The sequence below is a fragment of the Taylorella equigenitalis ATCC 35865 genome (assembly GCF_000276685.1).
Classification (GTDB): Bacteria; Pseudomonadota; Gammaproteobacteria; order Burkholderiales; family Burkholderiaceae_B; genus Taylorella; species Taylorella equigenitalis.
In genome coordinates this window covers 1,285,016-1,309,499 of the sequence record NC_018108.1, presented here as the reverse complement: position 1 = coordinate 1,309,499, position 24,484 = coordinate 1,285,016, and the positions used below count along the sequence as shown (strand labels likewise).

The 24,484-nt window shown below is 39.2% G+C and carries 14 protein-coding genes; 9 read left to right on the top strand and 5 right to left on the bottom strand.

Features of this window, described 5'->3' with window-relative positions:
- Window positions 1-42: 42 nt before the first annotated feature.
- The 3 genes from dnaK (at window position 43) to KUI_RS05970 (ending at window position 13,312) form a co-directional block, all read left to right on the top strand.
- Window positions 43-1,998 carry a molecular chaperone DnaK gene (gene dnaK, locus KUI_RS05980; protein ID WP_013521399.1) on the top strand — a complete coding sequence of 652 codons (1,956 nt, stop codon included), beginning with the start codon at window positions 43-45 and terminating at the stop codon, window positions 1,996-1,998.
- Window positions 1,999-2,004: 6 nt separating this feature from the next.
- Entirely contained in the window at window positions 2,005-3,144 is a 1,140-nt protein-coding gene (dnaJ, locus tag KUI_RS05975) for a molecular chaperone DnaJ (RefSeq protein WP_013521398.1), read from the top strand.
- Window positions 3,145-3,316: 172 nt separating this feature from the next.
- A complete protein-coding gene (locus KUI_RS05970) occupies window positions 3,317-13,312 on the top strand; it encodes an autotransporter outer membrane beta-barrel domain-containing protein (protein WP_014840520.1) in 9,996 nt (3,331 codons plus the stop codon).
- 87 nt (window positions 13,313-13,399) lie between these two features.
- Here the strand turns inward: KUI_RS05970 and KUI_RS05965 are convergent, their stop codons facing one another.
- Window positions 13,400-13,858 carry a hypothetical protein gene (locus KUI_RS05965; protein WP_013521396.1) on the bottom strand — a complete coding sequence of 153 codons (459 nt, stop codon included), beginning with the start codon at window positions 13,856-13,858 and terminating at the stop codon, window positions 13,400-13,402.
- A 99-nt stretch (window positions 13,859-13,957) separates the two neighbouring features.
- Between KUI_RS05965 and KUI_RS05960 the strand changes: the two genes are divergently transcribed.
- Complete coding sequence (locus KUI_RS05960) at window positions 13,958-14,977, top strand: YeiH family protein (RefSeq protein ID WP_013521395.1); 1,020 nt, start codon at window positions 13,958-13,960, stop codon at window positions 14,975-14,977.
- Here KUI_RS05960 and KUI_RS05955 read toward each other — a convergent pair whose 3' ends face one another.
- The 4 genes from KUI_RS05955 to trxB are packed head-to-tail and all read right to left on the bottom strand — an operon-like array spanning window position 14,978 to window position 17,628.
- Window positions 14,978-15,406, bottom strand: a complete 429-nt coding sequence (locus tag KUI_RS05955) for a DUF1841 family protein (protein WP_013521394.1) — start codon at window positions 15,404-15,406, stop codon at window positions 14,978-14,980.
- A gap of 2 nt (window positions 15,407-15,408) precedes the next feature.
- Window positions 15,409-15,867: a DUF441 domain-containing protein gene (locus KUI_RS05950; protein ID WP_014840519.1), complete on the bottom strand. Its 459-nt coding sequence runs from the start codon at window positions 15,865-15,867 to the stop codon at window positions 15,409-15,411.
- Window positions 15,864-16,676, bottom strand: a complete 813-nt coding sequence (locus tag KUI_RS05945) for a Smr/MutS family protein (RefSeq protein ID WP_013521392.1) — start codon at window positions 16,674-16,676, stop codon at window positions 15,864-15,866. Before KUI_RS05945 ends, KUI_RS05950 begins: the two co-directional genes overlap by 4 nt.
- Window positions 16,666-17,628, bottom strand: a complete 963-nt coding sequence (gene trxB, locus KUI_RS05940; protein WP_014840518.1) for a thioredoxin-disulfide reductase — start codon at window positions 17,626-17,628, stop codon at window positions 16,666-16,668. Before trxB ends, KUI_RS05945 begins: the two co-directional genes overlap by 11 nt.
- Window positions 17,629-17,691: 63 nt before the next feature.
- On the opposite strand from trxB, the gene KUI_RS05935 reads away from it, so the two are divergent.
- The 5 genes from KUI_RS05935 to yaaA are packed head-to-tail and all read left to right on the top strand — an operon-like array spanning window position 17,692 to window position 24,341.
- Window positions 17,692-20,088 (top strand): DNA translocase FtsK, encoded by a 2,397-nt coding sequence (locus KUI_RS05935; protein ID WP_014840517.1) that lies wholly within the window; start codon window positions 17,692-17,694, stop codon window positions 20,086-20,088.
- 1 nt (window position 20,089) lies between these two features.
- On the top strand, window positions 20,090-20,782 hold the full coding sequence (gene lolA / locus KUI_RS05930; protein ID WP_014840516.1) for an outer membrane lipoprotein chaperone LolA: 693 nt from the start codon (window positions 20,090-20,092) through the stop codon (window positions 20,780-20,782).
- A complete protein-coding gene (locus KUI_RS05925; RefSeq protein ID WP_014840515.1) occupies window positions 20,779-22,155 on the top strand; it encodes a replication-associated recombination protein A in 1,377 nt (458 codons plus the stop codon). The genes lolA and KUI_RS05925 overlap by 4 nt, the downstream gene beginning before the upstream one ends.
- A 30-nt stretch (window positions 22,156-22,185) precedes the next feature.
- On the top strand, window positions 22,186-23,565 hold the full coding sequence (gene serS, locus KUI_RS05920; protein WP_014840514.1) for a serine--tRNA ligase: 1,380 nt from the start codon (window positions 22,186-22,188) through the stop codon (window positions 23,563-23,565).
- Window positions 23,559-24,341, top strand: coding sequence for a peroxide stress protein YaaA (gene yaaA, locus KUI_RS05915; RefSeq protein WP_013521386.1), 783 nt, complete (start codon window positions 23,559-23,561; stop codon window positions 24,339-24,341). The genes serS and yaaA overlap by 7 nt, the downstream gene beginning before the upstream one ends.
- The last annotated feature ends 143 nt before the right edge of the window (window positions 24,342-24,484 follow it).

Genomic DNA, 24,484 nt, shown 5'->3' with positions numbered 1-24,484 from the left:
CCCCATATTCAACATATAAAGAATTTTTTAAAGGATTTCAAAATGGCAAAAATCATTGGAATTGACTTAGGTACTACTAACAGCTGCGTTTCTGTTATGGACGGTGGCCAAATTAAAGTCATCGAAAACTCTGAGGGTGCTCGCACTACTCCTTCTATCGTTGCATATGCATCTGATGGTGAAATTTTAGTTGGTGCTCCAGCTAAGCGCCAGGCGGTAACTAACCCACAAAATACAATCTTTGCGGTTAAGCGTTTGATTGGTCGTCGTTTTAAAGATGATGAAGTGCAAAAAGACTTAAATCTTATGCCCTATAAGATAATCGAGGCAGATAATGGTGATGCTTGGGTAGAAGCTAACGGTAAAAAACTTGCTCCTCAGCAAGTGTCTGCTGATATTCTTCGCAAAATTAAAAAGACAGCTGAAGATTATTTAGGTGAGGAAGTTAAGGATGCCGTAATCACAGTTCCTGCATACTTTAACGATAGTCAGCGTCAAGCTACTAAAGATGCTGGCAAAATTGCTGGGTTAAATGTTCTTCGCATTATTAACGAACCTACAGCAGCTGCTCTTGCGTTTGGTCTAGATAAACAAGAATCACGTGATCGTAAAATTGCTGTGTTTGACTTGGGTGGTGGTACATTTGATATTTCAATTATCGAAATTGCAGATGTTGATGGTGCTAACCAATTTGAAGTTTTATCTACAAACGGTGATACTTTCTTAGGAGGTGAGGATTTCGACCAACGCATAATCGACTACATCGTTGGTGAATTCAAAAAAGAACAAGGTGTTGATTTATCTAAAGATGTTCTTGCACTTCAACGTTTAAAAGAAGCTGCAGAAAAAGCGAAAATTGAACTTTCTTCTACAGCTCAAACTGAAATTAATTTGCCGTACATCACTGCGGATGCTTCGGGTCCTAAGCATCTTAACGTAAAACTTTCACGTGCGAAACTAGAAGCTTTAGTTGAGGATTTAATTGAACGCACTATAGAACCTTGCCGTATTGCAGTAAAAGATGCTGGTATTAAAGTAAGCGATATCGATGATGTCATCTTAGTAGGTGGTATGACTCGTATGCCAAAAGTTCAAGAGAAAGTTCAAGAATTTTTCGGTAAAGCTCCACGTAAAGACGTTAACCCCGACGAAGCTGTTGCTGTTGGTGCTGGTATTCAAGGTTCTGTTTTATCTGGTGATCGCAAAGACGTACTACTTCTAGACGTTACACCGCTGTCACTTGGTATTGAGACACTTGGTGGTGTTATGACTAAATTGATTCAGAAAAACACTACTATTCCTACTCGTCATACTCAAGTTTTCTCAACTGCGGACGATAATCAACCAGCGGTAACTATTAAGGTTTACCAGGGTGAGCGTGAAATTGCTCAATACAACAAAGCATTGGGTGAATTTAATCTTGAAGGCATTCCTCCAGCTCCACGTGGTATACCACAAATTGAAGTTACGCTTGATATTGACGCAAACGGTATCTTAAATGTATCAGCTAAGGATAAAGGTACTGGTAAGGAAAATAAAATTACCATTACAGCTAACTCTGGTCTTACTGATGAAGAGATTGAACGTATGGTAAAAGATGCTCAGGACAATGAAGAGGCAGATAAAAAAGTTGCTGAATTAGTTAAAGTTCGTAACGAAGCAGATGGTCTTGTACATGCTACTCGTAAGTCTTTAACTGAATATGGCGATAAATTAGAATCTTCAGAAAAAGAGGCTATTGAAACTGCGATTAAAGATCTCGAAGAATCTATAAAAGGAGATAATAAAGAAGAAATTGAATCTAAAACTCAAGCTCTTCTTACATCATCTCAAAAATTAGGAGAGAAGATGTACGCTGATATGCAAGCTCAACAAACTGCTGAGCAAGCTGGTGCTTCTAGTGGTGCAGGTACAGGCGATGCTGGAGCATCTTCTAATGATGATGTTGTTGATGCTGAATTTACTGAAGTTAAATCTGAGGATTCAGAAAGCAAGTAATAACCAATGGCAAAACGTGACTTTTATGAAGTTCTAGGAGTTGCGAAGGGTGCAAGCGACGATGAGATAAAAAAAGCTTATCGTCGCTTAGCTATGAAATATCACCCCGATCGTAATCCCAATGACAAACAAGCTGAAGAAAAATTTAAAGAGGTAAAAGAGGCCTACGAGACCCTTACTGACCCTAAAAAACGCCAAGCCTACGATTCGTTCGGACATGCAGGAGTTGATCCTAACGGCATGGGCGGTGCAGGTGGATTTGGTGCTGGTGCGGATTTCGGAGATATCTTTGGAGATATTTTCGGGGACATTTTTGGGGGTGCAACACGAGGTGGTGGCCGTGCTCAGCCTCAGTCTTTCCGCGGAAATGATTTACGATATCGTCTTGAGATTACTCTCGAGCAAGCTGCTACAGGATATACAACTGAGATTCGTTTTAATGGATATGAATCTTGTGGTGCCTGCCACGGGACTGGCGGAAAAAATGGTGCAAAACCCACTACATGTCCTGCTTGTAACGGAACTGGTGCAACGGTAGTTCGTCAGGGACCGTTAAGATTTCAACAAACTTGCCATACTTGCGGTGGCTCAGGTACGGTTATCAAGGAGCCTTGCGTTAAATGTAACGGGTCTGGTCATATACGCAAACAAAAAACTTTATCTGTGGATGTGCCTAGAGGTATCGACCACGGTATGCGTATTAGACTTAACGGGCATGGAGAACCAGGTATAAACGGTGGTCCGTCTGGGGATTTATACGTCGAGATTTCCATTAAGAAACATCCTATTTTCGAAAGAGATGGAGATGATTTACATTGCGAAGTACCTCTTCCATTTGTAACTGCTGCTTTGGGTGGGGTTTTTGAAGTTCCAACACTTCAAGGAAAGGCAAATATCACCGTAGCTGAGGGTACGCAATCTGGTAAAGTGTTCCGATTGAAGGGCAAAGGTATACAGGGTGTACGTTCTTCTGTGCCAGGTGATCTTTACTGTCATGTTCATATAGAAACTCCAGTAAATCTAAGCGAAGAACAAAAAAATATTCTTAGGCAATTTGATGAATCCCTTGAAAAAGACAGTGGAAAAAATGTCCCTCAAAACAAGCATTGGACGGACAAAGTAAAAGATTTTTTTAGTAGTCTATAAATTAGAATTTTCATTATGACCCACCGTGCAGGTGGGTTTCTTTTTTGTTACATATAGATAAGTTTTGCATACAACCCATTAAAAAATCTTACAATGTTTAAAAATTTGTAATTTTGATTTCTTAAAATTACAGGGTTTGATTTTTTAATAATAATTTCTAATTGAGGGTTGTATGAACAAAATTTTCAAGGTTGTATATAACAAAACACTTGGTTCATGGGTTGCGGTTAATGAATTTGCTCGCGGTTACTGTAAGAATGTTAGCACAAAAAAATTAATCGCTTCTTTAGCCCTCAGTGGGATGGCAATGGGTGTGCTTGCACAGACAACTACTGTGGATTTGACAACTTTGAGATTTGATCCTACAGTCTCTGGTGCTCCTACAGATCCTAATGGACCTTGGGGTGATAATGCGGGCGAAGGACCGATTGTTGCGGGGGCAGGGGAAACTGTTAATGTAACTGGGTCTCTTGAAAATGCTGTTGATAATTATAAAAACAAATACGCCATAATAAATTACTATCCCCATGAGAAAAATGATAGATTCAAAAATGCTGTATTACCTCAGGATTGGGAAAAAATTAAAGATTACGTTTGGAATCCTGATATAAATGATTACGGGCCAAAAGCTGATAATTATGTTTTTGATCCAAAAAAATCAGTTGTATATGAAGATAGTGTGACTAAAAGTAAAACCACAATTCAAGTATACGATTCTAGTTTTTTCAAAGTTAGAAAAGCTCACGGTTATGTTTGGTCTATGGGATCCAACGTCCCTGGAGGTCAAGTTAATTTTTATAACAATTTTAGGATTGTTACCGCCAAAGAGGGCGGACAAATTACCTTCAACCCTACTAAAGGGAATTTTGATGGATCTGACATTAGGGATGGCGGTTTATTAATCGATCCTAATAATGTTATAAGACTTTACTCTAAAAACTCGCAATTAGTTGTTGCTGATGGTGTTGGTTCTAAGGTGATCTGGGGTGAGAATGGATCTTCTCATTTTGTAATTTTAGGTGATGCTCTTGGAAATCAACTTGAAAGTGACAGTTTTTTGCTGATAAGAAATCAAGCTCGAAATTTCTATAAGCCTGGTGGAATTCAAACTACTAAAACTGGTGTAGAGTTCAATATAGTAGATTTAGATTCTTTTAAAGCATATAACGATCAGCTCATACAAGAGGTTATGAATGGCGAGATTAAATCCGAAAGTGAGTATTTAGAGTATTTTAAGAAGGCTTATAAAATTGAAAAAATAAGTTATAGATTAAAGGATGAATTATTTCAGAATTTGGGAGAAACTAGTATTCCAATGGGTACTAGGTCTATCATTCAGGCCCAAAATGGAGGTACAGTTGAAATTGCAGAAGGTGCTCTGTTTGCAAGTAAGTCTTTATCTCCTATAAAAGGAGTAACATCAGAAGCTGCTATTAGATCACAAGGTATAGGTAGTAAGGCTATAAACAGAGGTACATTTGAATTTATGCGGGGTCAGGCTGATGCAATAGGTATGCAAGCTGACGAAGGTGGTCACATAATAAATGAATCTACAGGCCATATAATCAGTCCCAAATATTATAAAGATGAAAGATATGCGGCCTCGTTGGATAGAACCCGATTAATGCTTGCTAGAGGCGAAAATTCTTTAGCAATAAATAGAGGTAAATTATCCTTATTTGGTTCAGGATCGTTTGCTATGTGGGCATATAACGGTGGAAAAGTTATAAACGACTCTGCTGGAACAACACAAAATGGTGAAATTTTTATCTCCTATAGAGATTTTTTAAATGAGAGTCAAATATATAGTTCAGGTAATCCTTTTGAAGGAATTAGAGTTACAGGTGCTTCAATTGGCGAAAACAAAGGAAAAATTCATATTGGGCTGTCACCTGAAGGTGTAAAAGTACATAACAAACAGGGTATATTCCGAGGTGTTGTTCTAGGTGATAGTGGTGATGTCAATGGGGCTAAATTTTCTAATACAGGTGAATTATTAATTCATGATAATGTTGATGGTGCTACAGGAATTTTCATCAACGGATCTGCTATTAAAGTTACTAATTCGGGCTCAATTACCCTTAATGGATCTAAGGAAAATGGTCGTAGTAACGTTGGTATTGATATTTCAAATGGAGGTTCAGGGGAAGGTAGTGCAGAAACACTTGTAACTAATAGTGGTATAGTAAACGTTAACGGCTCAAATAATATTGGGGTCAAAATATCTGGAACCTCATCTGGTGGTAGAATAGTTAACACCGAGGATTCTATCATAAATGTCTCTGGTAGCTTACTGCCAGGGTTTAGAAACTACGGTGTATGGTCAGAAAAAAGCACAATTGAAGTTGATGGCACTGTCAATTTAGAGGGTAACAAAGGTATTGCCATTCATGCCAGAAATAAAGGTAAAGTAATCTTAGGGGCAAATTCTAAAATAGATATTAAATCAGGAAGAGAGCATATAGCTTACTTTATCCATGGTGCAGGATCGCAAATTATTAATAACAGTACTAGTGAGCAAAATGTTCATTCTGAACAGTCTCAACTTTTTAGAATTGCTGGTGGTGCTAGTTATGATGGAACATCTACTGATCCAAATAGAAAAACCACTTTAATTGCTAGTGGAGTAGAATCAACCGCATTGTGGATAACTGATAAAAACTCAACAGTTACTACTGGTGGTGCTTCCATTACAGCATCTGGTGATAAATCCGTTGCATTGCGAGTTGTAGGTGGTGCAACTGGAACACTAAGCGAAGAAACAGAACTTATTTTAAGTGGAAAGCTTGCTAAAGCTGCTGTTGTAGATGGAAGAAGTATATCCATCATAGGTGAAAATGAAGGAGTAAAACAAGGAACTAAACTTGATTCTTACTCTAACATTACTTCTGAAGCAACCGCCGAGGAATCACGTGCTTATGCGGTAACTAATGAAGGTGAATTAATTAACCATGGAGATGTAAATCTTCAAGGTAAGGATGAGATTGCTGTTGAATTAACCAAAGGCGGTAAATTAGTTAATCACGGGAATATAGTTGTCGCAGGTGCTCATAAAGATGGATCTACTCAAGCAGTGGCAGCAGTTGACGTATCAGGTGCATCTGACTCGGGCGTTCAATCTAAATTCGAACATAAAGCAGGCAATATACAGCTCACTAACGGTAAAGCCACTGATGCAGCAATTCGTCTAGGCGAAGGTGCATCACTGGATATGTCAGGTGAGGGTTCAACTGATGCGACAATCAAAGCTGGTGGTGCTGCGAGTGTTGTCCTTGTGGATACTGGTGCTACAGGTCTTACATTAGGAGCTAATACATTATCTCTTTTAGAAGACGGTACTGGTGCTATTGTAGAGAATAAGGCTGAAATAGAGGGCATTGCCACAAAAGGGACTACTTTTGAAGTAACAGATGGTATTGCGATTCGCTCTGGGACTGCATTAGCAAATGAATCTAGCGGTACTATTAATATTACTGGATCAGGAACGGGTATTGTTTTTGCGAACAGGAAAGCAGATGCAAGTCTAAGTGGCGATGACCGCTGGGAAGAAACAGATGAAGATTTAACTGTTGGCGGAATCGATATTAATGTTAAGGACGGGGCTACTGGTAGAGCACTGTATATCAATACTTCAGGTTCATTTAGCAGTGCAGCAAATATTAATCTTGAATCTACTGATGCTGGAGCTGCTTGGGATATTGATAATGCGGGACCAAGACTTACTAATAGTGGAAATCTGACATCAAATTCCGCTAACGCTATTATTGATCTTAAAGAGTGGGTTAAGAAACATCAGCAAGATAACGAATTCACAAACAATGGAAATATCACGTCTCCAGACGGTGGGGTAGCTATCGACTATTCTGCAACAGCAGATTCCACGATAAGTTTTAAAAACCTTAAAGCTGATTCTTCTTCAACTGAAGCTGGACCAACAATTACGGGTGAAATTAAATTTGGTGAAGCTCAAGTTAATCTTGAAAATAGCGGAGTATTAGAAAATAAGGTTGTTACTAAGGCTAAAGATGATGAATTCCGTATTTTTGGAGCAAATGCTGATGTAAAAGGTGGTATTGATGCTGGCGAGGGAGATAATACAATTTTCATACAGTCTGATACTCCTAACAATAATTCATCAGCTAAACAAACTGGTCATATAACTGCAGGTGGTGGCGATGATACATTCAGAATGGCTAATGGCTCCAGTATGTCTGGAAATCTATCTCTAGGTGATGGATTAAACTCAATCACAATAAAAGATGAAAATACAACATTTACAGGTGAAATTAATACTGGTTCGGGCATCGATACATTAAACATTCAGGGATCATCAAGTGTTGATTCATCACTTGTAAATTTAGGTGGCGGTAATAATGATATTAAAGTTTTGGATTCTACTGCATCCATAGACAATCTTATAACTGAATCTGGCGAGGATGAACTTTTAGTTGATGCATCAGGCAATTTAGAAGCCAATATCAACCTAGGAGAAGGAACTAATTCCATCACAAACTTTGGAACACTTAATTCAACTTCTTTATTAACTGGATCTGGCGATGACTCTTTAATTAACTCAGGCACACTAAAAGGAGATGTTAATCTCGGTGAAGGAGAAAACTCTTATATTAATAGTGGAACCTCAACAGCAGCTATTAAATCTGGCTCAGGATCTGATACTTACGATTTGCAAGATGGCAGCACCAATGACGGTAGTATCCAAACAGGTGAGGGTGCGGACACAGTTAATATAGATAATGTTAAATCAGCTAAGTCTATAGAAACTCAAGAGGGCGATGATAAAGTTAATGTAACTGGATTAACTGATGCAAATAAAGCGGCTTTAGGTATTCTAGATGGTGGTGATGGTACAGATACATTATCATTCAATAGTTCTAAAGCGTGGTTCTCAACCGATACACAAAGGATTAGTAATTTCGAAAGCATTGTCTTAAATCAAAACTCTGAAATAGAAGTTAAGACTTTGGGTGCGGGTGCATCTGAAAGCAAAGTTACTATCAACGATACATCACGTTGGTATCATAACCAATCAGGTGCAAACTCAGATGTTAACCTAGCTTATAGCGTAAGTTCTGATACTACAGGTGTTCTTGAGGTAAATACAAATAATCAAAAACTTAACTTCACAGGTTCAGATTACACTCAACATTTAGGAACAACTAAATTAACTAACGCTAAACTTGAACTTAATGAAGCAAATATTCAGGCTGTTAAAGCAGGTACTTTAGAACTTTCTTCTGGAGCAGAAGCTTCTGTTGTCGTTCAAAAACCAGACGTAACTGAAGAAATCGGTAATCTAAGTTTCACTGGTGGTTCCTTAATTATCGATAAATCCTTGATTGCATTAAAACCAGGTTCTGAAACTGCTGCACTTAAAGTAAAAGATTTAAATGCTGATAGCGGTTTAGTAAAACTTGCTTCAGGTGAGTTTCTAAATGACTTTGACCAAAATGGGGTGCTTTCTGATATATCTCAACTTGGACTTCTTGCTCAAGATGATGGTGAAATTATCACCAATATCGTTAAGGCAACAGGAACAGTAACAGAAGGCAATTTAGAACTTAAAATCGATAACCAAGCGGCGGAGCAAAGCGACAAGAGCATTGCCATCAAACAAGGAGGCGATAAAGTTGCAGACGCTAAGTATGGAATTGGAGCTCAGGTTGCAGCTAGCGGCGATAACAAGGGTATTAATGCCATTTATGCACTTAAAGAGCTAAATATTTTAGCGGGCAAGATGCTAGATCTTCGCAAAGCAGGCGAGGGTGATGCGGCAGTGCTTTCTGCAAAAGTGACGGGCGAAGGCGGTATCAAAGTTAATGCTCAGGATGAAATTTCGCTCAAAAACGAAGTTAATGCTTATAAAGGTGCAACGCATGTAGAGTCTGGTAAACTTACTTTTGCATCAGATAATGCGACTGGTACTGCAGAATCGCACACAAGCAAAATCATTTTAGAGAATGGCACTGAAGTTGCGACCGATTCGAATAAGGCAGCTCACTCAGATGCACTTGAAGCGAAGGATGGCTCTAAAGTTACGCTTAACGATGGCACTTTGAATCTACACCACTCGAATGCTTCTGAAGCCTCTAGTAGCATAGCAGGCGAAGGGGCTTTGAGCGGCTCTGCTAAATCGAAAATTGTTCTTAATACTGCAGAACACCCTTCTAGCCTAGTTATCAAGAAAGCAAATAGTGCATTCTCAGGCACTGTTGAAGCTCAAGATAAGACATCGCTTGTACTTGAAAATCTTGAATCAATTGGCAATGGTAAAGTGACCGTCTCAGGCTCAGGAAATGCGACGCTTAAAGTATTAAGCGGTGTTTTTGATAATGTAGTAAGCGGAGATGGATCTCTTGTTGTGGATGGTGGAGATGTTGAATTAGCGGCTGATAATTCTGGTCTCACTGGCACTGTCGATATCAAAGATAATTCGATTGCAAAAGCTAAAAATCAAAATGCACTTGGTACCGGTGTTGTAAATACAAACGACAATGGTAAGCTTGAATTAAGCACCATGACTGGTGATGCTGGCAAGCTTAAAGTTGCTATTAAAGGCTCTGGTAGTGTTGAGACTTCTGAAGGTGCACAAGTTGAACTCACTAAAGATAGTACAGAGTTTGATGGAATTTGGAATGTGCTTGAAGGAACTAAATTAATTGCCACAAAACTATCACAATTTGGTACAGGTGAGGCTGTAGCTGAAGGTACAGTTGAACTTAAAGGCATTAATGGTGAATCAGGTAAACCTGAAAAACTCTCTACACCTACAATCTCTGGAGCAGGTGAAGTTGCATTAACAAATGCCTCTTACATCTCTTTAACTAAAGACTCTAAAGTAGATGAGTTCACAGGAAACTGGAATTTAGCTGAAGGTACTAAGCTTCTAAGAGATAACTCAGAAGCATCAGCTGAGGTCTCTTTAACCGATAAGGTTAAAGGTGACGGTACTTATGCAGTTGATGCAAACAATCAGTCAGTTGCATTTAACGGTAAGTATGATGAGTTTAATGGCTCTTATGAGATAAATAATGCGAAAGTTGAACTTAATCCTCAAAACGTTAAGGCTGCTCACTCTGGAACTACTTTAGTTCTTAACAAAGGGGCGGTAGCAGATGTACCTAAATTCGGTAATCCAGCAGCACCTGTTGAGATTGGCTCATTAACGCTAAATGGTGGCGAAGTTAAATTAAATAACGCAATCATTGCATATAAAGAGAATGTTCCAGCTTCGCTTAAAGTTGAGAACTTAAATGTTCAAGCGGTTGTTGATCCTGTTCTTAGAGCTGCAGGTGATAAATCTAAGGTATCAGTAATCGCTGATGAGTTTGTATCTGATCCTCTAGCAAAAAATGAGAAAGCTCTTCTTACTCAGGATGATGCAGAGAATAAAGTACTTCTAATTGAAGCAACAGGTACAGTCGAAGGCGAAGAATCAAATGTAGAAGTTGTATTTACCGATAAAGACGGCAATAACATCTCTAATCCAGCTAAACTTGATATTGTTCAAAACAATGAAGCTGTAGCTAAAGGTGAATACGACCTTGCATCGCATCTGCAAAAAGAGCAAGATGGGGATACTAAGAAAGGTCTTTATGCTTCCTATATTCTTAAATCTCTTGATATTCTAAAAGATCAGCAACTCTCTTTGGTAGCTGACCCTTTAAGTACAGCTGAAGGTGCAAATACACTTACAGCTAAGCTTACAGGAGAAGGTGGTTTAGATATCGGCACTGGCAATGATGACCCTAACACTCACAAAGTAGAGATTGCCAACTCGGCTAATGAGTTTACAGGTGATACTAATGTTTTAGGTGGCAAGCTTATCGCAGGCTCAGAAAATGCCCTAGGTTCAGCTGACAAACACACGGCTAATTTAAATGTTGATCCTGATGCAGTGTTTGAAATCAAAGATGGACTAGATTCATCTAAACCTGTTCATATTGGGTGCTTAAACGCTGAGAAAGACTCTACTGTAGACCTTAAAACAGGCAAACTTGTGGTTCATGGCGATTGTGCAGATGGCCTAAGCATAGCCAAAGAAGGCACTCTTAAAGGAGCTCAGAGTAGTGAGCTTGAAATCGTAGGTACTTCAGAGGATAAAAAATCTCATCTCAAATCTGAAGGTGCTCAAGATGAATTAAATAGCAAAATCACTGTCAGTGATCATGGCATCTATGAGATAGGTCATGAAGATGGTGCAGGCCATGGTCCAGTGGCAGTTGCTCAAAACGGTAATTTCATAATCAATACGGACGGTAAAATCGATAACGATCTTTCTGGAGATGGTCTGGTATCAGTAAAAGCCGATAAAACTGTAGAACTCACAGGCGATAACTCTGGCCTAACAGCCGCTTCAGAGCTTGATATTGAAGATGGTGCAGACGTTACTGCTAAAGAGAAGAAAAACCTTGGCTCTACTACAGTTGATACCAATAACTCAGGTACTATCAATTTAACAGCTAATGGCACAATCGATGCAAAAGTTAAAGGTAATGGTACTCTTAATTTTGATGGTCGCTTAGAGTTAATACCAGAGACATTGCCAAACTTTGGTGGAGACTTGGTTGGAGCCGATGGCAGTACACTTATTGCAGGCACAAATGATATACCAATTGACCTTAAGATTAAGAAACTTGCGATTGGTACAGGCTCTACTTTTGCAGGTGTCGGCTCTATAGCAGGTGATATCGAAAACAATGGCTCATTTATCGTAGGAGCTGAAGACAAAGGTCTTTTAGCTGATCAAGCACAAGGACCTGGCTCTAAATCTGATTATGTGGTGGGAGGTAATTTCACTAATAAAGCAGGTGGAACAATATTCCTTGGTGGTGAAAAAGACGACAAAGCGAATGTAGGTTCAACTCTAACAGTTGAAGGAGACTATGTTGGTGAAGAGGGCTCTAAGCTTAAAGTGAACACTATTTGGAATAATCCAAATGAATCGGTAACTGATGCTCTTCATGTTAAAGGTAAAGCCTTTGGCTTAACTAAAGTAGAAGTAGGTAATAACGGCGTAGTACGCGGTGATGTTAGTCCTTATGGGGATGATAAGTACTCTGAAGACGTAGTAACCGTTGATCAAGAGCATGAGGGTAATGTGTTTACTGGTTCAGCAGAGACTGAGGGAGCAGAACAGATACAGCTTGTTAAAGTGGGTAATAACTATAAGTGGAAACTTAAAGGTACGTTCTCACAATCAGTTCCTGGATATTTGCAAGGGCCTACCATTAATTTGAGTACAGGGTTTGCAGACCTTGGGACCTTAAATGAGAGGATTGGAGCTCAGTCTCAATCTACAAACTCAGGAGGTAAGGTTTGGGGTCGAATCAGAGGTATTGATCTTGATTTAACGGGCTCTAAGCAGTTCTCCTCTAAGTCTAAATCTTCCTCTTGGCAGTTTGGTTTTGACCTTGCAACTAAGTATAGAGGCTTAAATGCAAGAAGCGAGACAGGGGTGATGTTTGGTTACACAAACACGGATGTGGATACGTTTGATGAAGAGAGAAAAGTAAACGGCATAGTGGTAGATGATAAGTTAGTAGGCGGTATCACAACAGATGCCTTAAGCCTAGGTGTTTATCATACAAGCTATAACCCTAATGGTTCGTATTTTGATTTAGTGGGACAAGTAAGTAAGCTTAAAAATAAATACAATGCACGCAATGGTATTAAGGCTGATCAAAGCGGCTGGAGTGCGTTGCTATCGGCAGAGATTGGACATAAGTTTGCACTTGGTACCGCAGGTGGATTTATCGAGCCACAAGCACAGCTTGCCTACCAACATCTAAGCCTAGATGACTTTAAAGACAAAGCTCGTGAAGTCAAGGGAGTGGATGCAAATGCCCTAAGAGGCAGAGTTGGTGTGAGGATGGGATATGACTTAGCACCTAAAGCATCTGCAGTAGGTAGCTCAGTGTATATGACAGCTAACTTAATAACTGATTTAACATCAAATCCGAAAGTCAAAATCGGTAAGGATAATGTGGAGGAGAAATTCAACCGCACATTCTTAGAGCTTGGCTTAGGAGGACAAGCATCAGTTAGTAAGTCTTTAAACCTATATGGCGATATAAGAGTACAGACTAATGTAGGTAGCAAAGATCGCTCAGGAATCAAAGGTCAGATTGGTCTTAAGTATAGCTGGTAGTAGTAAGGGTCTTCGGACCCTTGTGGTAAGCCCAAGATACAAAAAAAGTCCACCGTTTCAGGTGGACTTAATCATATGTGAAAAAAATTATTTGCAGTTCTTGCTTACACTCTTATTCAATGAGTCACCATCTAAATACACATCGTTTATTTCGCAAGCTCCAGAACTTAAGCAATTCACATCCCAAATCACAACCTCAGACTCTCCGATTTTAGCGAGCAAAATATTTTTTGTGATTTCGCTAAAGGTTATGGATTGATTGAAATCAGGCTTATCCGCATTCCACATAATATTTTCTTTAACGCCGCATGAATTACCGTTGCGGGTTGATTTCTCAAGTTTCAACAAAGAATCTTTTAATCGACTTGAAGCCACCCCATACACTACATCCGTTGATTTAGCTTTGCCACCGCTCTCAAGCACAGTAACATACAATTTTGCAAGAAAATCGGACTGCAAGTTTGAACCGCTCTCTTGAGAAATAGCAGAAGCAGCACACAGGAGTTGAACACTTAAAAAGCCTAAATATTTATAAATTTTTCTCATTTTGAGCGGACAGAAAATAAATGAATTATTTTAACATTGCCACTTATATAGTTTTTAGTTATATACTTATTCTTTATAGTTATAAGCAGGAGTAATAAAGTGACTAGGGATTTAAAAATCAGAGCAACATTAATAGTGGTAGGTATGGCTATTGTTGCGATGATACTATCCCGAGTGCCGCCGCTTAACTCGTTGCATTTAAGTCCTCTTATAATTTCCGTTTTGCTTGGTGCTTTAGTTGGCAATATTGTCCCCCGTATTCTCAAGCTCGTTGTTTTAAGTGGCGTTTACGCAAAGTGTACGAGAGAGGCTCTTCGTCTAGGAATCATATTGTATGGTTTTAGGATAACGCTTGATCAAATAATGCTTGTGGGATACGAGGGCATTGCCTATGCATTTATTATTGTATTTAGTACTTTTTTTGTTGGCTTTTTCGCTTCGCGGGCAATGGGTCTGGATAGGCAATCTGCTTCGCTCATAAGCTCAGGAAGTGCTATCTGTGGGGCTGCGGCCGTGCTTGCCACAGAGAGTATTGTCAAAGGTAGTAGTCAAAAAGTCGGAATTGCTGTGGCCACTGTAGTCGTATTCGGCACCACATGCATGTTTGTTTACCCTTTGGTCTACGAATCAGGCATATTAGGTTTTACAAAGGCTCAGATGGGCTTTTTTATGGGTGGCAGTTTGCATGAGGTTGCACATGCAGTTGCAGCTGGATTCTCTGTAGGCGGGGAAGCAAGCTCAATTACCGTTATTATTAAAATGTTGCGTGTGCTTATGCTTGTTCCATTCTTACTGATGCTTGGATTGAACTCTTCGTATTTTGGCTCTCCTGAAGGGGCTTCATCTATTCGCAAGTCTATTCCAGTATTTGCAATTTGGTTTTTGGTAGTAGTGATAGTTGCGTCGTTATTGCCACTAAGTATTAGGCATATGATAACTCCAACAATCGCTCTGGTAGACGATTTTCTACTCACCGTTGCGATGTTCGCTCTAGGATTATCTATACAGAAGGATATGTTCAAAAAAGCTGGATTTAAGCCTTATATTATTGCGACTATTATGCTTTGCTGGCTAATTTTGATTTGTTATATAGGTGCATCGATATTGGGCACTCAATAGCTATTCAGAACGCAAAGTCAGAAGTTCCAAATATCTCTCTTGATCAGGAGGTCGGCCCGCACGTTGCGACTCCCAAATAATCTGCCCCAAACTCTCCATCATAACGTGGTGGGCCTCATGTTCGCCTTTTTTTGTGGCAAGCTTATCGAATATTGCACGAATTCCGCGAGGACTATCGATGGATAACTGCTCCTCAATCGATAAATGCATAGATAGATGAAGAAAAGGATTAGTCTGCCCACTCGCAACCGTGAATTCCGCACGGGTTGCATCAGGGTCGCGCAATAGAGCAAAATACTCAGGATGCTTAAGAATCCACTTAATAGCTAGTTTGCCCATAGGGTCAAGGGCTTCACTTCTTTCATAGCGACCAAAAGTCCCTACAAAAAATTCACGTACCTGAGTTAGAGATGGATTAAATAAGGACATATTTAGTCCGAACTTGATACAAACAGGGACAGTATACCTGCAGCGATGAGAGGTCCAACAGGAACGCCTCTGAAGAATGCTACTCCAATTAATGTTCCTATAATCAAACCTGTAATCAATGTCGGCTGAAATCTCATTAGAGTAACACCACGTCCTCCAAACCAGGCAACCAATATGCCTACCGCAATGGCTGAGATAATTTTCCAATCTAAAAGTTCATTTAGATTAGGAAGAACAACTTTGCCAGAAACTAGAGGACTTAAAACGCCTATGGTCAGAATAATTACTCCCAGATTTATCCCATTTTTATTTATCCATGGCAATGTAACCGCTAATCCCGACTGCTGTATAACTAACAAGACTAATGCGGATACAGCAATCGCAACATTATGCCCAAAATACCCCAGTAAAACTAGGGCAACCAAAAGTCCTGTTACTGCATTGAAGTGAAAATTTATCATGATATTTTATTAAGAATTAATAGTGCACCGTCCCCGCCAATATTATCTGGAGCCGGCACAAAAGCCGCAACACTTGGTCTATCCCGACACCAAGACATAACAGCCGATTTTAATATAGGGACACCATCTTTTGACCCTAAACCTTTTCCGTGAATTACCATGCAACAACGCACCTTATGAATCACACAAGAACTCATAAATCGCTCGAATCGTTCGTACGCCTCATCTTCCGTAAATCCATGTAAATCAAGTGTAGATTCAATTGCCCAATGCCCTTGCTTTAATTTTTTTATAACATCGTGTCCGATGCTTGGTGCAAGGTAGAAATCATGCCCATAATTGTCCACTATTTTGGCAATATTCTTGCGTGCTTTTTTAGGCTTAGTGTCTTTTAAAGATTTTTTTGTTCGCTCAACTCTTCCTTCAGCTTGAAGTCTTTTATTTTTGAAGATTTCTGTAAGTTGTTTTTCATAAGGTTTGTGTTCGTAGCGATTTGAATCGTTAAGTTTTACAACACCTCTGATGGATTTTATAAATAGTAACTTGTCCTCGGGGGAGATATTTAATTGAAATTGAACTTTTTGAGGTGAGACTTGCTGTGAAATCTCACTTTTACCTTCGGTGGATGATTTTTTGTCTTCCCTTGTTTGCAATCGACCGTCTTTTAAAGAATTAGACTTTGATTCTTGAGGTTGTTTTTTCTGACCATCTTTTAGGTCCTCATAATAGCTATCGCCTGGGTTAGATTTAAAAGCTTTAAAATTCTTCAAATCCTTAAGCCCAAGCTTTTGTTTTCTATTAGAGGGCATTTTGTTCCAACCAGGCTTGAGCATCAAGAGCAGCCATGCATCCCGTCCCAGCACTAGTTATTGCTTGTTTATAAATATCGTCCTGAACATCTCCCGCCGCAAAAACACCTTCCACAGAAGTCATGGTCGAGTAAATTTCATGCCCTTTGCGTGTCACGATATAGCCGTTTTTAAGTTCTAATTGTCCTTCAAAAATTTTAGTATTTGGAGTATGCCCTATGGCAATAAAAACGCCACTCACATCAATTTTAGTTTCAGAAACACCATCTGTACTTTCAACAATTACACCAGTTACACCCATATCATCACCAACTACTTGTTTTAAATTTTGATTTAGATGTAACTTTATATTTCCGTCTTGAGTGGTCTTTGCCATTAATTTATCTATCAATATAGGCTCCGCTTTAAATTTATCGCGTCTATGAATGAGATGAACAGTTTTGCAAATATTAGAAAGATACAGAGCTTCTTCGACCGCAGAATTACCCCCTCCCACAACAACTACGTCTTTATTGCGATAGAAAAATCCATCACAAGTAGCACAAGCAGACACACCACGACCCATAAATTTTTGCTCGCTCTCTAAACCAAGATAACGAGCTGATGCCCCTGTGGCAATGATAAGTGCATCGCAAGTTAAATCTTTTCCGCCATCAGTTTTTAATTTAAATGGAAGAGTAGATAAATCGCATGAGACAACAGTATCAAATAATGTTCTCGTATCAAATCTTTTAATATGATTGAGCATGTTGGTCATTAAATCAGGGCCTTGAATTCCATCAACTTCTCCTGGCCAATTATCAACTTCCGTAGTGGTAGTTAACTGTCCTCCTTGCTGAAGGCCAGTAATTAATAAGGGCTTGAGATTGGCTCTTGATGCGTAAAGAGCGGCTGTATATCCCGCAGGACCTGATCCTAAAATAATCACTTTTTCATGTTCGGAAACGGACATTCTTAAGTGCTCCATTAATCTTGTATTAGTTATAATAATTTTCTAACTATTATAAATTAGATTATGGCACTCTCTAAGAAATCCTCTCAGGCTCCAAAGCCTCAAAGTCGCTTTGGTTCGCTACTAAACGAAATTAAGGGTTTAATTTTTATTGTTATAAGTTTCGGGCTTGGGCTTATGCTTTTTTCATGGTCCCCAGCAGATCCAGGTTGGTTAAGTACGGTTAGTTCAAATGATTACGTACACAATTATCTCGGATATTTTGGGGCTTATATTTCTCAGGGTGTTTTATACCTTATGGGTTATTCAACTTGGTTTGTAGTTCTCATTCTTTTAATTCGTGGACTAAGTTTAACCCGAAGGACATACCAAAAATTAGTTTTAAATCCTGATTTTGTATTACCCCGCGTTGAGTGGGAAATATGGATTGGATTCGCTATGGTTATGGTCTCTGCCATGATAATTGAAGCATCCCAATTTCAAGATGTTTCCTATAACTTGCCTGGTGGGGCAGGAGGAGTTATTGGTATTAGTCTAGCTACATTACTTCAAAGCATGATAGGTGTTATTCCGACAAATATTCTGATGTTATTTGTTTTTTTTATTGGGATAGCACTTGCCTTGAAATTCTCTTGGTTTGATGTATTTGAATGGGTGGGAGATATCATATTAGGATTATTTGGATATTTCACAGAGGTAAGTGAGGCTAATGCTGATCGTAAAGCAGGAGAGGCAGCAATTGCTAGTCGAAGAACCGCTGTAGAACCTAGTGAGCTAGCAATTGAAATAAAGGATCACGAACCTTTATTTAAATCTACAAAAGTAGAGGACGAAGATATTCGTCATGAGCCTAGTATAGGTAAAAATGTTGGGGATTCAGTGGTATTGCCAACTAGCGAGCCAACCTTAAAACCTCAAAGGGTTGTAGTAAAAAAACCTGTCACACAGCAAGGTTTGCTACTAGATGGAGCTTCATCTGTAGATTTACCATCTATTAATTTATTAAACCCTCCATCAGCACAAGTTGAAACAGTTACTGATGAGACTATAGAATTTACATCTCGTTTAATAGAGAAAAAACTTAGTGATTTTGGTGTAGAAGTTAAAGTCATTTCAGCTCAGCCTGGACCTGTAATTACTAGGTATGAAATTGAGCCTGCAACTGGGGTTAGGGGAACTCAGATAGTTAATTTATCAAAAGATTTAGCTAGATCGCTTAGCCTAGTTCGCATTAGGGTTGTAGAAACTATATTGGGTAAAAACTTGATGGGTATTGAACTTCCTAATCCAAGAAGACAATACGTAAATATAAGTGAGATTATCGGTTCTGAAGCGTACCATAACAGCCCATCATTACTTACTATAGTTTTGGGAAAGGATATTGCAGGTAACCCTATTGTGGCAGATTTGGCTAAGATGCCTCATTTACTTGTTGCTGGTACAACTGGCTCTGGTAAGTCTGTAGGCATTAATGCGATGATTCTCTCCATTTTGTTTAAAGCTAAACCAGATGAAGTTAAGCTGATTTTAATTGACCCTAAGATGCTTGAGATGAGTGTTTATGAGGGTATACAGCATTTGCTTGCTCCTGTAATTACAAATATGGCACATGCAGCTAATGCCCTAAATTGGTGTGTGGCAGAGATGGAGCGTCGTTATAAATTAATGAGTAAACTAGGAACACGTAATCTAGCGGGATTTAATAATAAAGTTAGGGAGGCAGCTGCAAAAGGTGAACCTTTAACTAATCCGTTTACTCTTACTCCTGAAGATCCTGAGCCTTTAGAAGTGTTACCTATGATTGTTGTAATCATTGATGAGTTAGCCGATTTAATGATGCAATCTGGTAAAAAAATTGAGGAGCTTATCGCTAGACTTGCTCAAAAAGCACGTGCCGCTGGTATTCACTTAATATTGGCTACCCAAAGACCTAGTGTTGATGTAATCACTGGTCTTATAAAAGCAAACGTTCCAACTAGAATTTCTTTCCAAGTATCAACTAAAGTGGACTCTAGAACTATTCTTGATCAAATGGGTGCTGAGTCTTTGTTGGGTCAAGGGGATATGCTTTATTTACCTCCTGGTTCAGGTCTGCCACTAAGGGTGCATGGAGCGTATGTGGCTGATGATGAAGTAGCTAATGTTGTTGAGTTCTTAAAACAGCAAGGTGAACCAGTTTACGTCGATGGAATTATTGAAGGTGTTTCAAGTTCTGACGGTTTCTACGGTATGGGTGCTGATGGTATTGACGGTGAAAAAGATGAACTCTATGATAGGGCCGTAGAGATTGTTATTAGTTCTAGAAAAGCATCAATCTCATTTGTTCAAAGACAACTTCGCATAGGTTATAACCGTGCAGCTAGATTGTTAGAACAGATGGAATCAAGTGGTATTGTTTCTCCAATGCAATCTAATAATAATCGAACTGTTCTTGTTCCTGGACCAAATGGGGAGGAGTGATATGCATAAACTTTCCAAATATTTATTATGTGGATTCATTGCCATCAGTAGTTTTATAGGATCTACTTCACACGCTCAAGATAAAGGCGAAAAGTTGGTATTTACATCAATTTCTGTATCAGCCCGTTCACAATTAAAAAATTTTATTAATAATGTGCAATCTGCATCTGGAACTTTTGAGCAATCACAAGTCGTTTTGGGATGGGGTGCAGCTGAGGGGCAAACTCTCAATACATCCGATCTTCAGAAAGGGGAGTTTGTTTTTGAGCGTCCTGGAAAATTTGCATGGATCGTTAAGGAGCCACTTGAGCAACAGATAGTATCGGACGGTAGTGTTCTTCTTCAATATGATCCAGATTTATTGCAGGTTACTGAGCGGGACGTAAAAAAAGCCATAGGCACATCGCCTGCTTCAATTCTATTTGGAAATTCTAAAATTGAAACTAGTTTTAAACTAGAGAATCTACCAGAAAAAGAGGGATGGATTAGGACTAGACCAAAACAGTCAGACTCTGGTATGAAGTATATAGATATACATTTTATTGATGGAATGCCTACTGAACTTTTAATTATGGATTCTTTTGATAAAACGACTTCTATTAAATTTACATCAATTAAAGAGGGTAATCCTCTAGGGGCATCTGCATTTAAACTTAAAGACATTCCTCAAAATGTCGATCGAGTAAAACTATGAACACTCAATCAGATCTCTTCGATGGTCCCGATATTAGGTTCGACGCAAGATCTGATTCTAAAACCAGTTTGAATTCTCCACTCGCAGAAAAACTTCGCCCAAAGACATTAGAAGAGGTCGTAGGTCAAAAACATCTTTTAGATAAGGGTAAGCCACTTTATACAGCATTTAAATCTGGTCGACCTCATTCGATGATATTTTGGGGTCCACCTGGTGTCGGCAAAACTACTCTTGCTCGCCTTATGGCTAGCGGTTTTGATGCAAATTTTATTGCAATTTCTGCTGTTCTTGGAGGCGTAAAGGACATACGCGATGCAGTTGCTTCTGCAAAAAGAGCACAGGATTTAGGACAGAAAACAATACTATTTGTTGATGAAGTTCATCGTTTTAACAAAGCCCAACAAGATGCATTTTTGCCTTATGTAGAAAGTGGCTTGTTTACATTTATAGGTGCCACAACAGAAAACCCATCATTTGAAGTAAATTCTGCTTTACTATCACGTGCTCGTGTTTATGTATTAGAGCCTTTAAATGAAATTGACCTTAAGCAGTTATATGAGAGAGCCTCTAAGTTTTACCCCAACACTAAAATTGATTCGCAAGCACTAGATTTGATTGTTCATTGGTCAGATGGAGATGCTCGTAGATTTCTTAACAATCTTGAAATCGTGCTTGAATCTGCAGTAGTTGAGGAGGTGGGCATTGCCACTAAGGAACATATAGAAAAATATTTAACTCAGAATGCACGTCGTTTTGATAAGGGTGGAGAGGTTTTTTATGATCAAATAAGTGCTTTACACAAATCCGTCCGAGGGTCCGATCCAGATGCGGCTCTTTATTGGTTTTGCCGTATGTTGGACGGAGGAGTTGATGTTAGTTATTTATCTCGACGTATTGTGCGTATGGCCTGGGAGGATATTGGTTTGGCTGATCCGCGTGCCATGCAGATAGCTAACGATGCTGCATCAACCTTTGAGCGGCTCGGAAGTCCTGAAGGTGAACTTGCTTTGGCTCAAGCAGTGATTTATCTTTCGGTAGCGGCTAAGTCAAACGCAGGTTACAAAGCTTTTAATGAAGCAAAGGCATTCGTATCTAAAGATGGGTCGCGTGCTGTACCTTTACATTTGAGAAATGCTCCCACGAAACTTATGAAAGACTTAAATTACAGTAGTGGATACCGTTATGCCCATGATGAGCCTAATGGTTATGCTGCGGGAGAGAGGTATTTCCCTGATGATATGGCGAAGCAAAAATGGTATCGTCCTGTGTTGCGTGGGTTGGAGATACAAATATCTCAAAAGCTAGATACTCTTAGAAAGCTTGACGAAGAGTGGGTGGCTGAGCACGGAAACATTGCCACAAAAAAATACTAAAATAATTATTTTCCCAAAAAACTTACGACTATGTTAGATATTGCATTACTTCGCAAAGATTTGAATTTTGTTAAGGCTCAACTTGCACGCAGGGGTGTGGATTTTGATGAAGCTCAATTTCAACAACTTGAAGATGAGCGAAAATCCGTTCAGGTAGAAACTGAGCAACTACAAGCCTCGCGAAATGGCATTGCAAAACAAATAGGTCAAGCAAAATCTAAAGGCGAGGATGCATCCGATTTAATGAGGCAGGCCGCACAAATACCTGAGCAACTTAAACAGTTAGAGGGGAAATTAAATGGTATCAAGGCTTCGTTAGAAACTATGCTACACGGCATTCCAAATTTACCTCATGCATCTGTTCCTGACGGGGACGATGAAGGTGGTAATGTTGAAATAAAACGTTGGATTCCTGGTAGTGGGTATGTTGATGCATCAGTAGATGTTAAGCCTTTGGGGTTTGAAGTTAAAGATCATGTGACTTTAGGTGAACCTTTGGGATTGGATTTTGATTGTGCGATTAAGCTAACTGGTTCTCGCTTTTCATTTATGAAAGGCGCAGTTGCTAGGATGCACAGGGCATTGGCACAATTCATGCTAAATACGCATACATCTGAGCATGGCTACACAGAGTGTTATACGCCTTATATCGTTAACAGTTCTACTTTATTTGGTACAGGACAACTTCCTAAATTTAAGGAGGATATGTTTTGGGTTATTAAAGGTGGCGAAGGCTTGGATCCTGAGGCTAAAACTGATTCTGAAGATTCTAGCTTGGGTGCATCTGGTGCTACGACATCAGAACAGAAGGAAGATTTGTATTTAATTTCTACCAGCGAAATTACACTTACAGGCACTGTAAAAAATTCTATTGTGGTAGAGACTGAGCTACCTATCCGTTTAACTGCACACTCACCTTGTTTTCGTTCAGAAGCAGGAAGTGGAGGCCGTGATACAAGAGGAATTATTCGTCAGCATCAGTTTGATAAAGTTGAGATGGTACAGATTGCACACCCAGAAAAATCATATGAAGCATTAGAAGAGATGCTTGGTCATGCAGAAAAGATTTTGCAGGCGTTGGCATTGCCATATCGTGTTGTTCAGCTTTGCACAGGGGATATGGGTTTTAGTGCTGCTAAAACTTATGATTTAGAAGTTTGGGTTCCATCTCAAAATACTTTCCGTGAGATTTCTTCCGTGTCTAATTGTGAGGCTTTTCAAGCACGTCGATTGCAGGCTAGATTTAAAAACTCATCTGGTAAAAATGAATACGTTCACACGTTGAACGGATCTGGAGTTGCTGTAGGTCGTGCTCTTGTGGCTGTTATGGAAAATTATCAGCAACATGATGGAAGCATCATAGTTCCAGAAGTTCTTCGACCTTATATGGGTTGTGAGAAATTATGTTAGTCATCTTATCGCCAGCAAAAAGCCTCGATTTTGATTCTCCTATACCTACGGACGAGTTTACAGAACCCCTAAATATCAAGCATTCAAAAGAGCTTATGGATATTTTGAGTAAATATTCAAAGAAAGATTTAATGAAGCTAATGGGTATTAGTGAGAAGCTTGCTGATTTAAATTTTGAACGCAATCAGGGTTGGACCAAAAAGCATACATTAGATAATTCAAGACAAGCTATATTAGCTTATGATGGAGATGTTTATGAGGGGTTGCAAGCTAGGGCATTGCCACTTACAAAAATAAAATGGGCTCAATCAAGGGTTGCTATTTTAAGCGGTTTATACGGAGTTTTGCGTCCTTTGGATTTAATTCAGCCTCACCGATTAGAGATGGGTACTAAGATTAAAAATCCAGCTGGAGCTGATTTGTATAGGTATTGGTCGAAAGTTGTGACACCTCAAGTTATCAATTTAGTTGAGCAATCGTCTGGCTCTAAGGTCCTAGTTAACTTGGCTTCGGATGAGTACTTTAAGGCTTTAGATTCAACTGAAATTAAAGATGCTGGAATAAAAATTGTGAAATGTATATTCCAAGAGCTTAGAGGTGATATTTATAAAATAATTAGTTTTAATGCTAAGAAGGCTCGTGGTCTTATGACTCGATTTATCATCGATAATAAAGTTACTAAGCCAGAAGGCATGCAGGGCTTTGACCTAGAGGGATATAGATTTGATGCTGAAGTGTCGGATGAAGTAAATTTTTATTTTAGAAGAACTCTTTAACCTTGCTAATTTTTTTTAGTTCCATTAGACTAGTTAGTTATGACAGTAACCTAACGGTCAGAAGCTGTTAGGGTGCTTATCTATTTCGTACTATAGCAGCGTTATTCGCATTGCATAAGTAGGTTGATACTTCGATTATTTCG

Bases quoted from the DNA above. Each gene is read 5' to 3' on its own strand.
- yaaA (WP_013521386.1), top strand. From the start codon at position 23,559: ATGTTAGTCATCTTATCGCCAGCAAAAAGCCTCGATTTTGATTCTCCT.
- trxB (WP_014840518.1), bottom strand. From the start codon at position 17,628: ATGTCCGTTTCCGAACATGAAAAAGTGATTATTTTAGGATCAGGTCCT.
- dnaK (WP_013521399.1), top strand. From the start codon at position 43: ATGGCAAAAATCATTGGAATTGACTTAGGTACTACTAACAGCTGCGTT.
- KUI_RS05955 (WP_013521394.1), bottom strand. From the start codon at position 15,406: ATGTCCTTATTTAATCCATCTCTAACTCAGGTACGTGAATTTTTTGTA.
- KUI_RS05925 (WP_014840515.1), top strand. From the start codon at position 20,779: ATGAACACTCAATCAGATCTCTTCGATGGTCCCGATATTAGGTTCGAC.
- KUI_RS05970 (WP_014840520.1), top strand. From the start codon at position 3,317: ATGAACAAAATTTTCAAGGTTGTATATAACAAAACACTTGGTTCATGG.
- dnaJ (WP_013521398.1), top strand. From the start codon at position 2,005: ATGGCAAAACGTGACTTTTATGAAGTTCTAGGAGTTGCGAAGGGTGCA.
- serS (WP_014840514.1), top strand. From the start codon at position 22,186: ATGTTAGATATTGCATTACTTCGCAAAGATTTGAATTTTGTTAAGGCT.
- KUI_RS05965 (WP_013521396.1), bottom strand. From the start codon at position 13,858: ATGAGAAAAATTTATAAATATTTAGGCTTTTTAAGTGTTCAACTCCTG.
- KUI_RS05935 (WP_014840517.1), top strand. From the start codon at position 17,692: ATGGCACTCTCTAAGAAATCCTCTCAGGCTCCAAAGCCTCAAAGTCGC.
- KUI_RS05945 (WP_013521392.1), bottom strand. From the start codon at position 16,676: ATGCCCTCTAATAGAAAACAAAAGCTTGGGCTTAAGGATTTGAAGAAT.
- lolA (WP_014840516.1), top strand. From the start codon at position 20,090: ATGCATAAACTTTCCAAATATTTATTATGTGGATTCATTGCCATCAGT.
- KUI_RS05950 (WP_014840519.1), bottom strand. From the start codon at position 15,867: ATGATAAATTTTCACTTCAATGCAGTAACAGGACTTTTGGTTGCCCTA.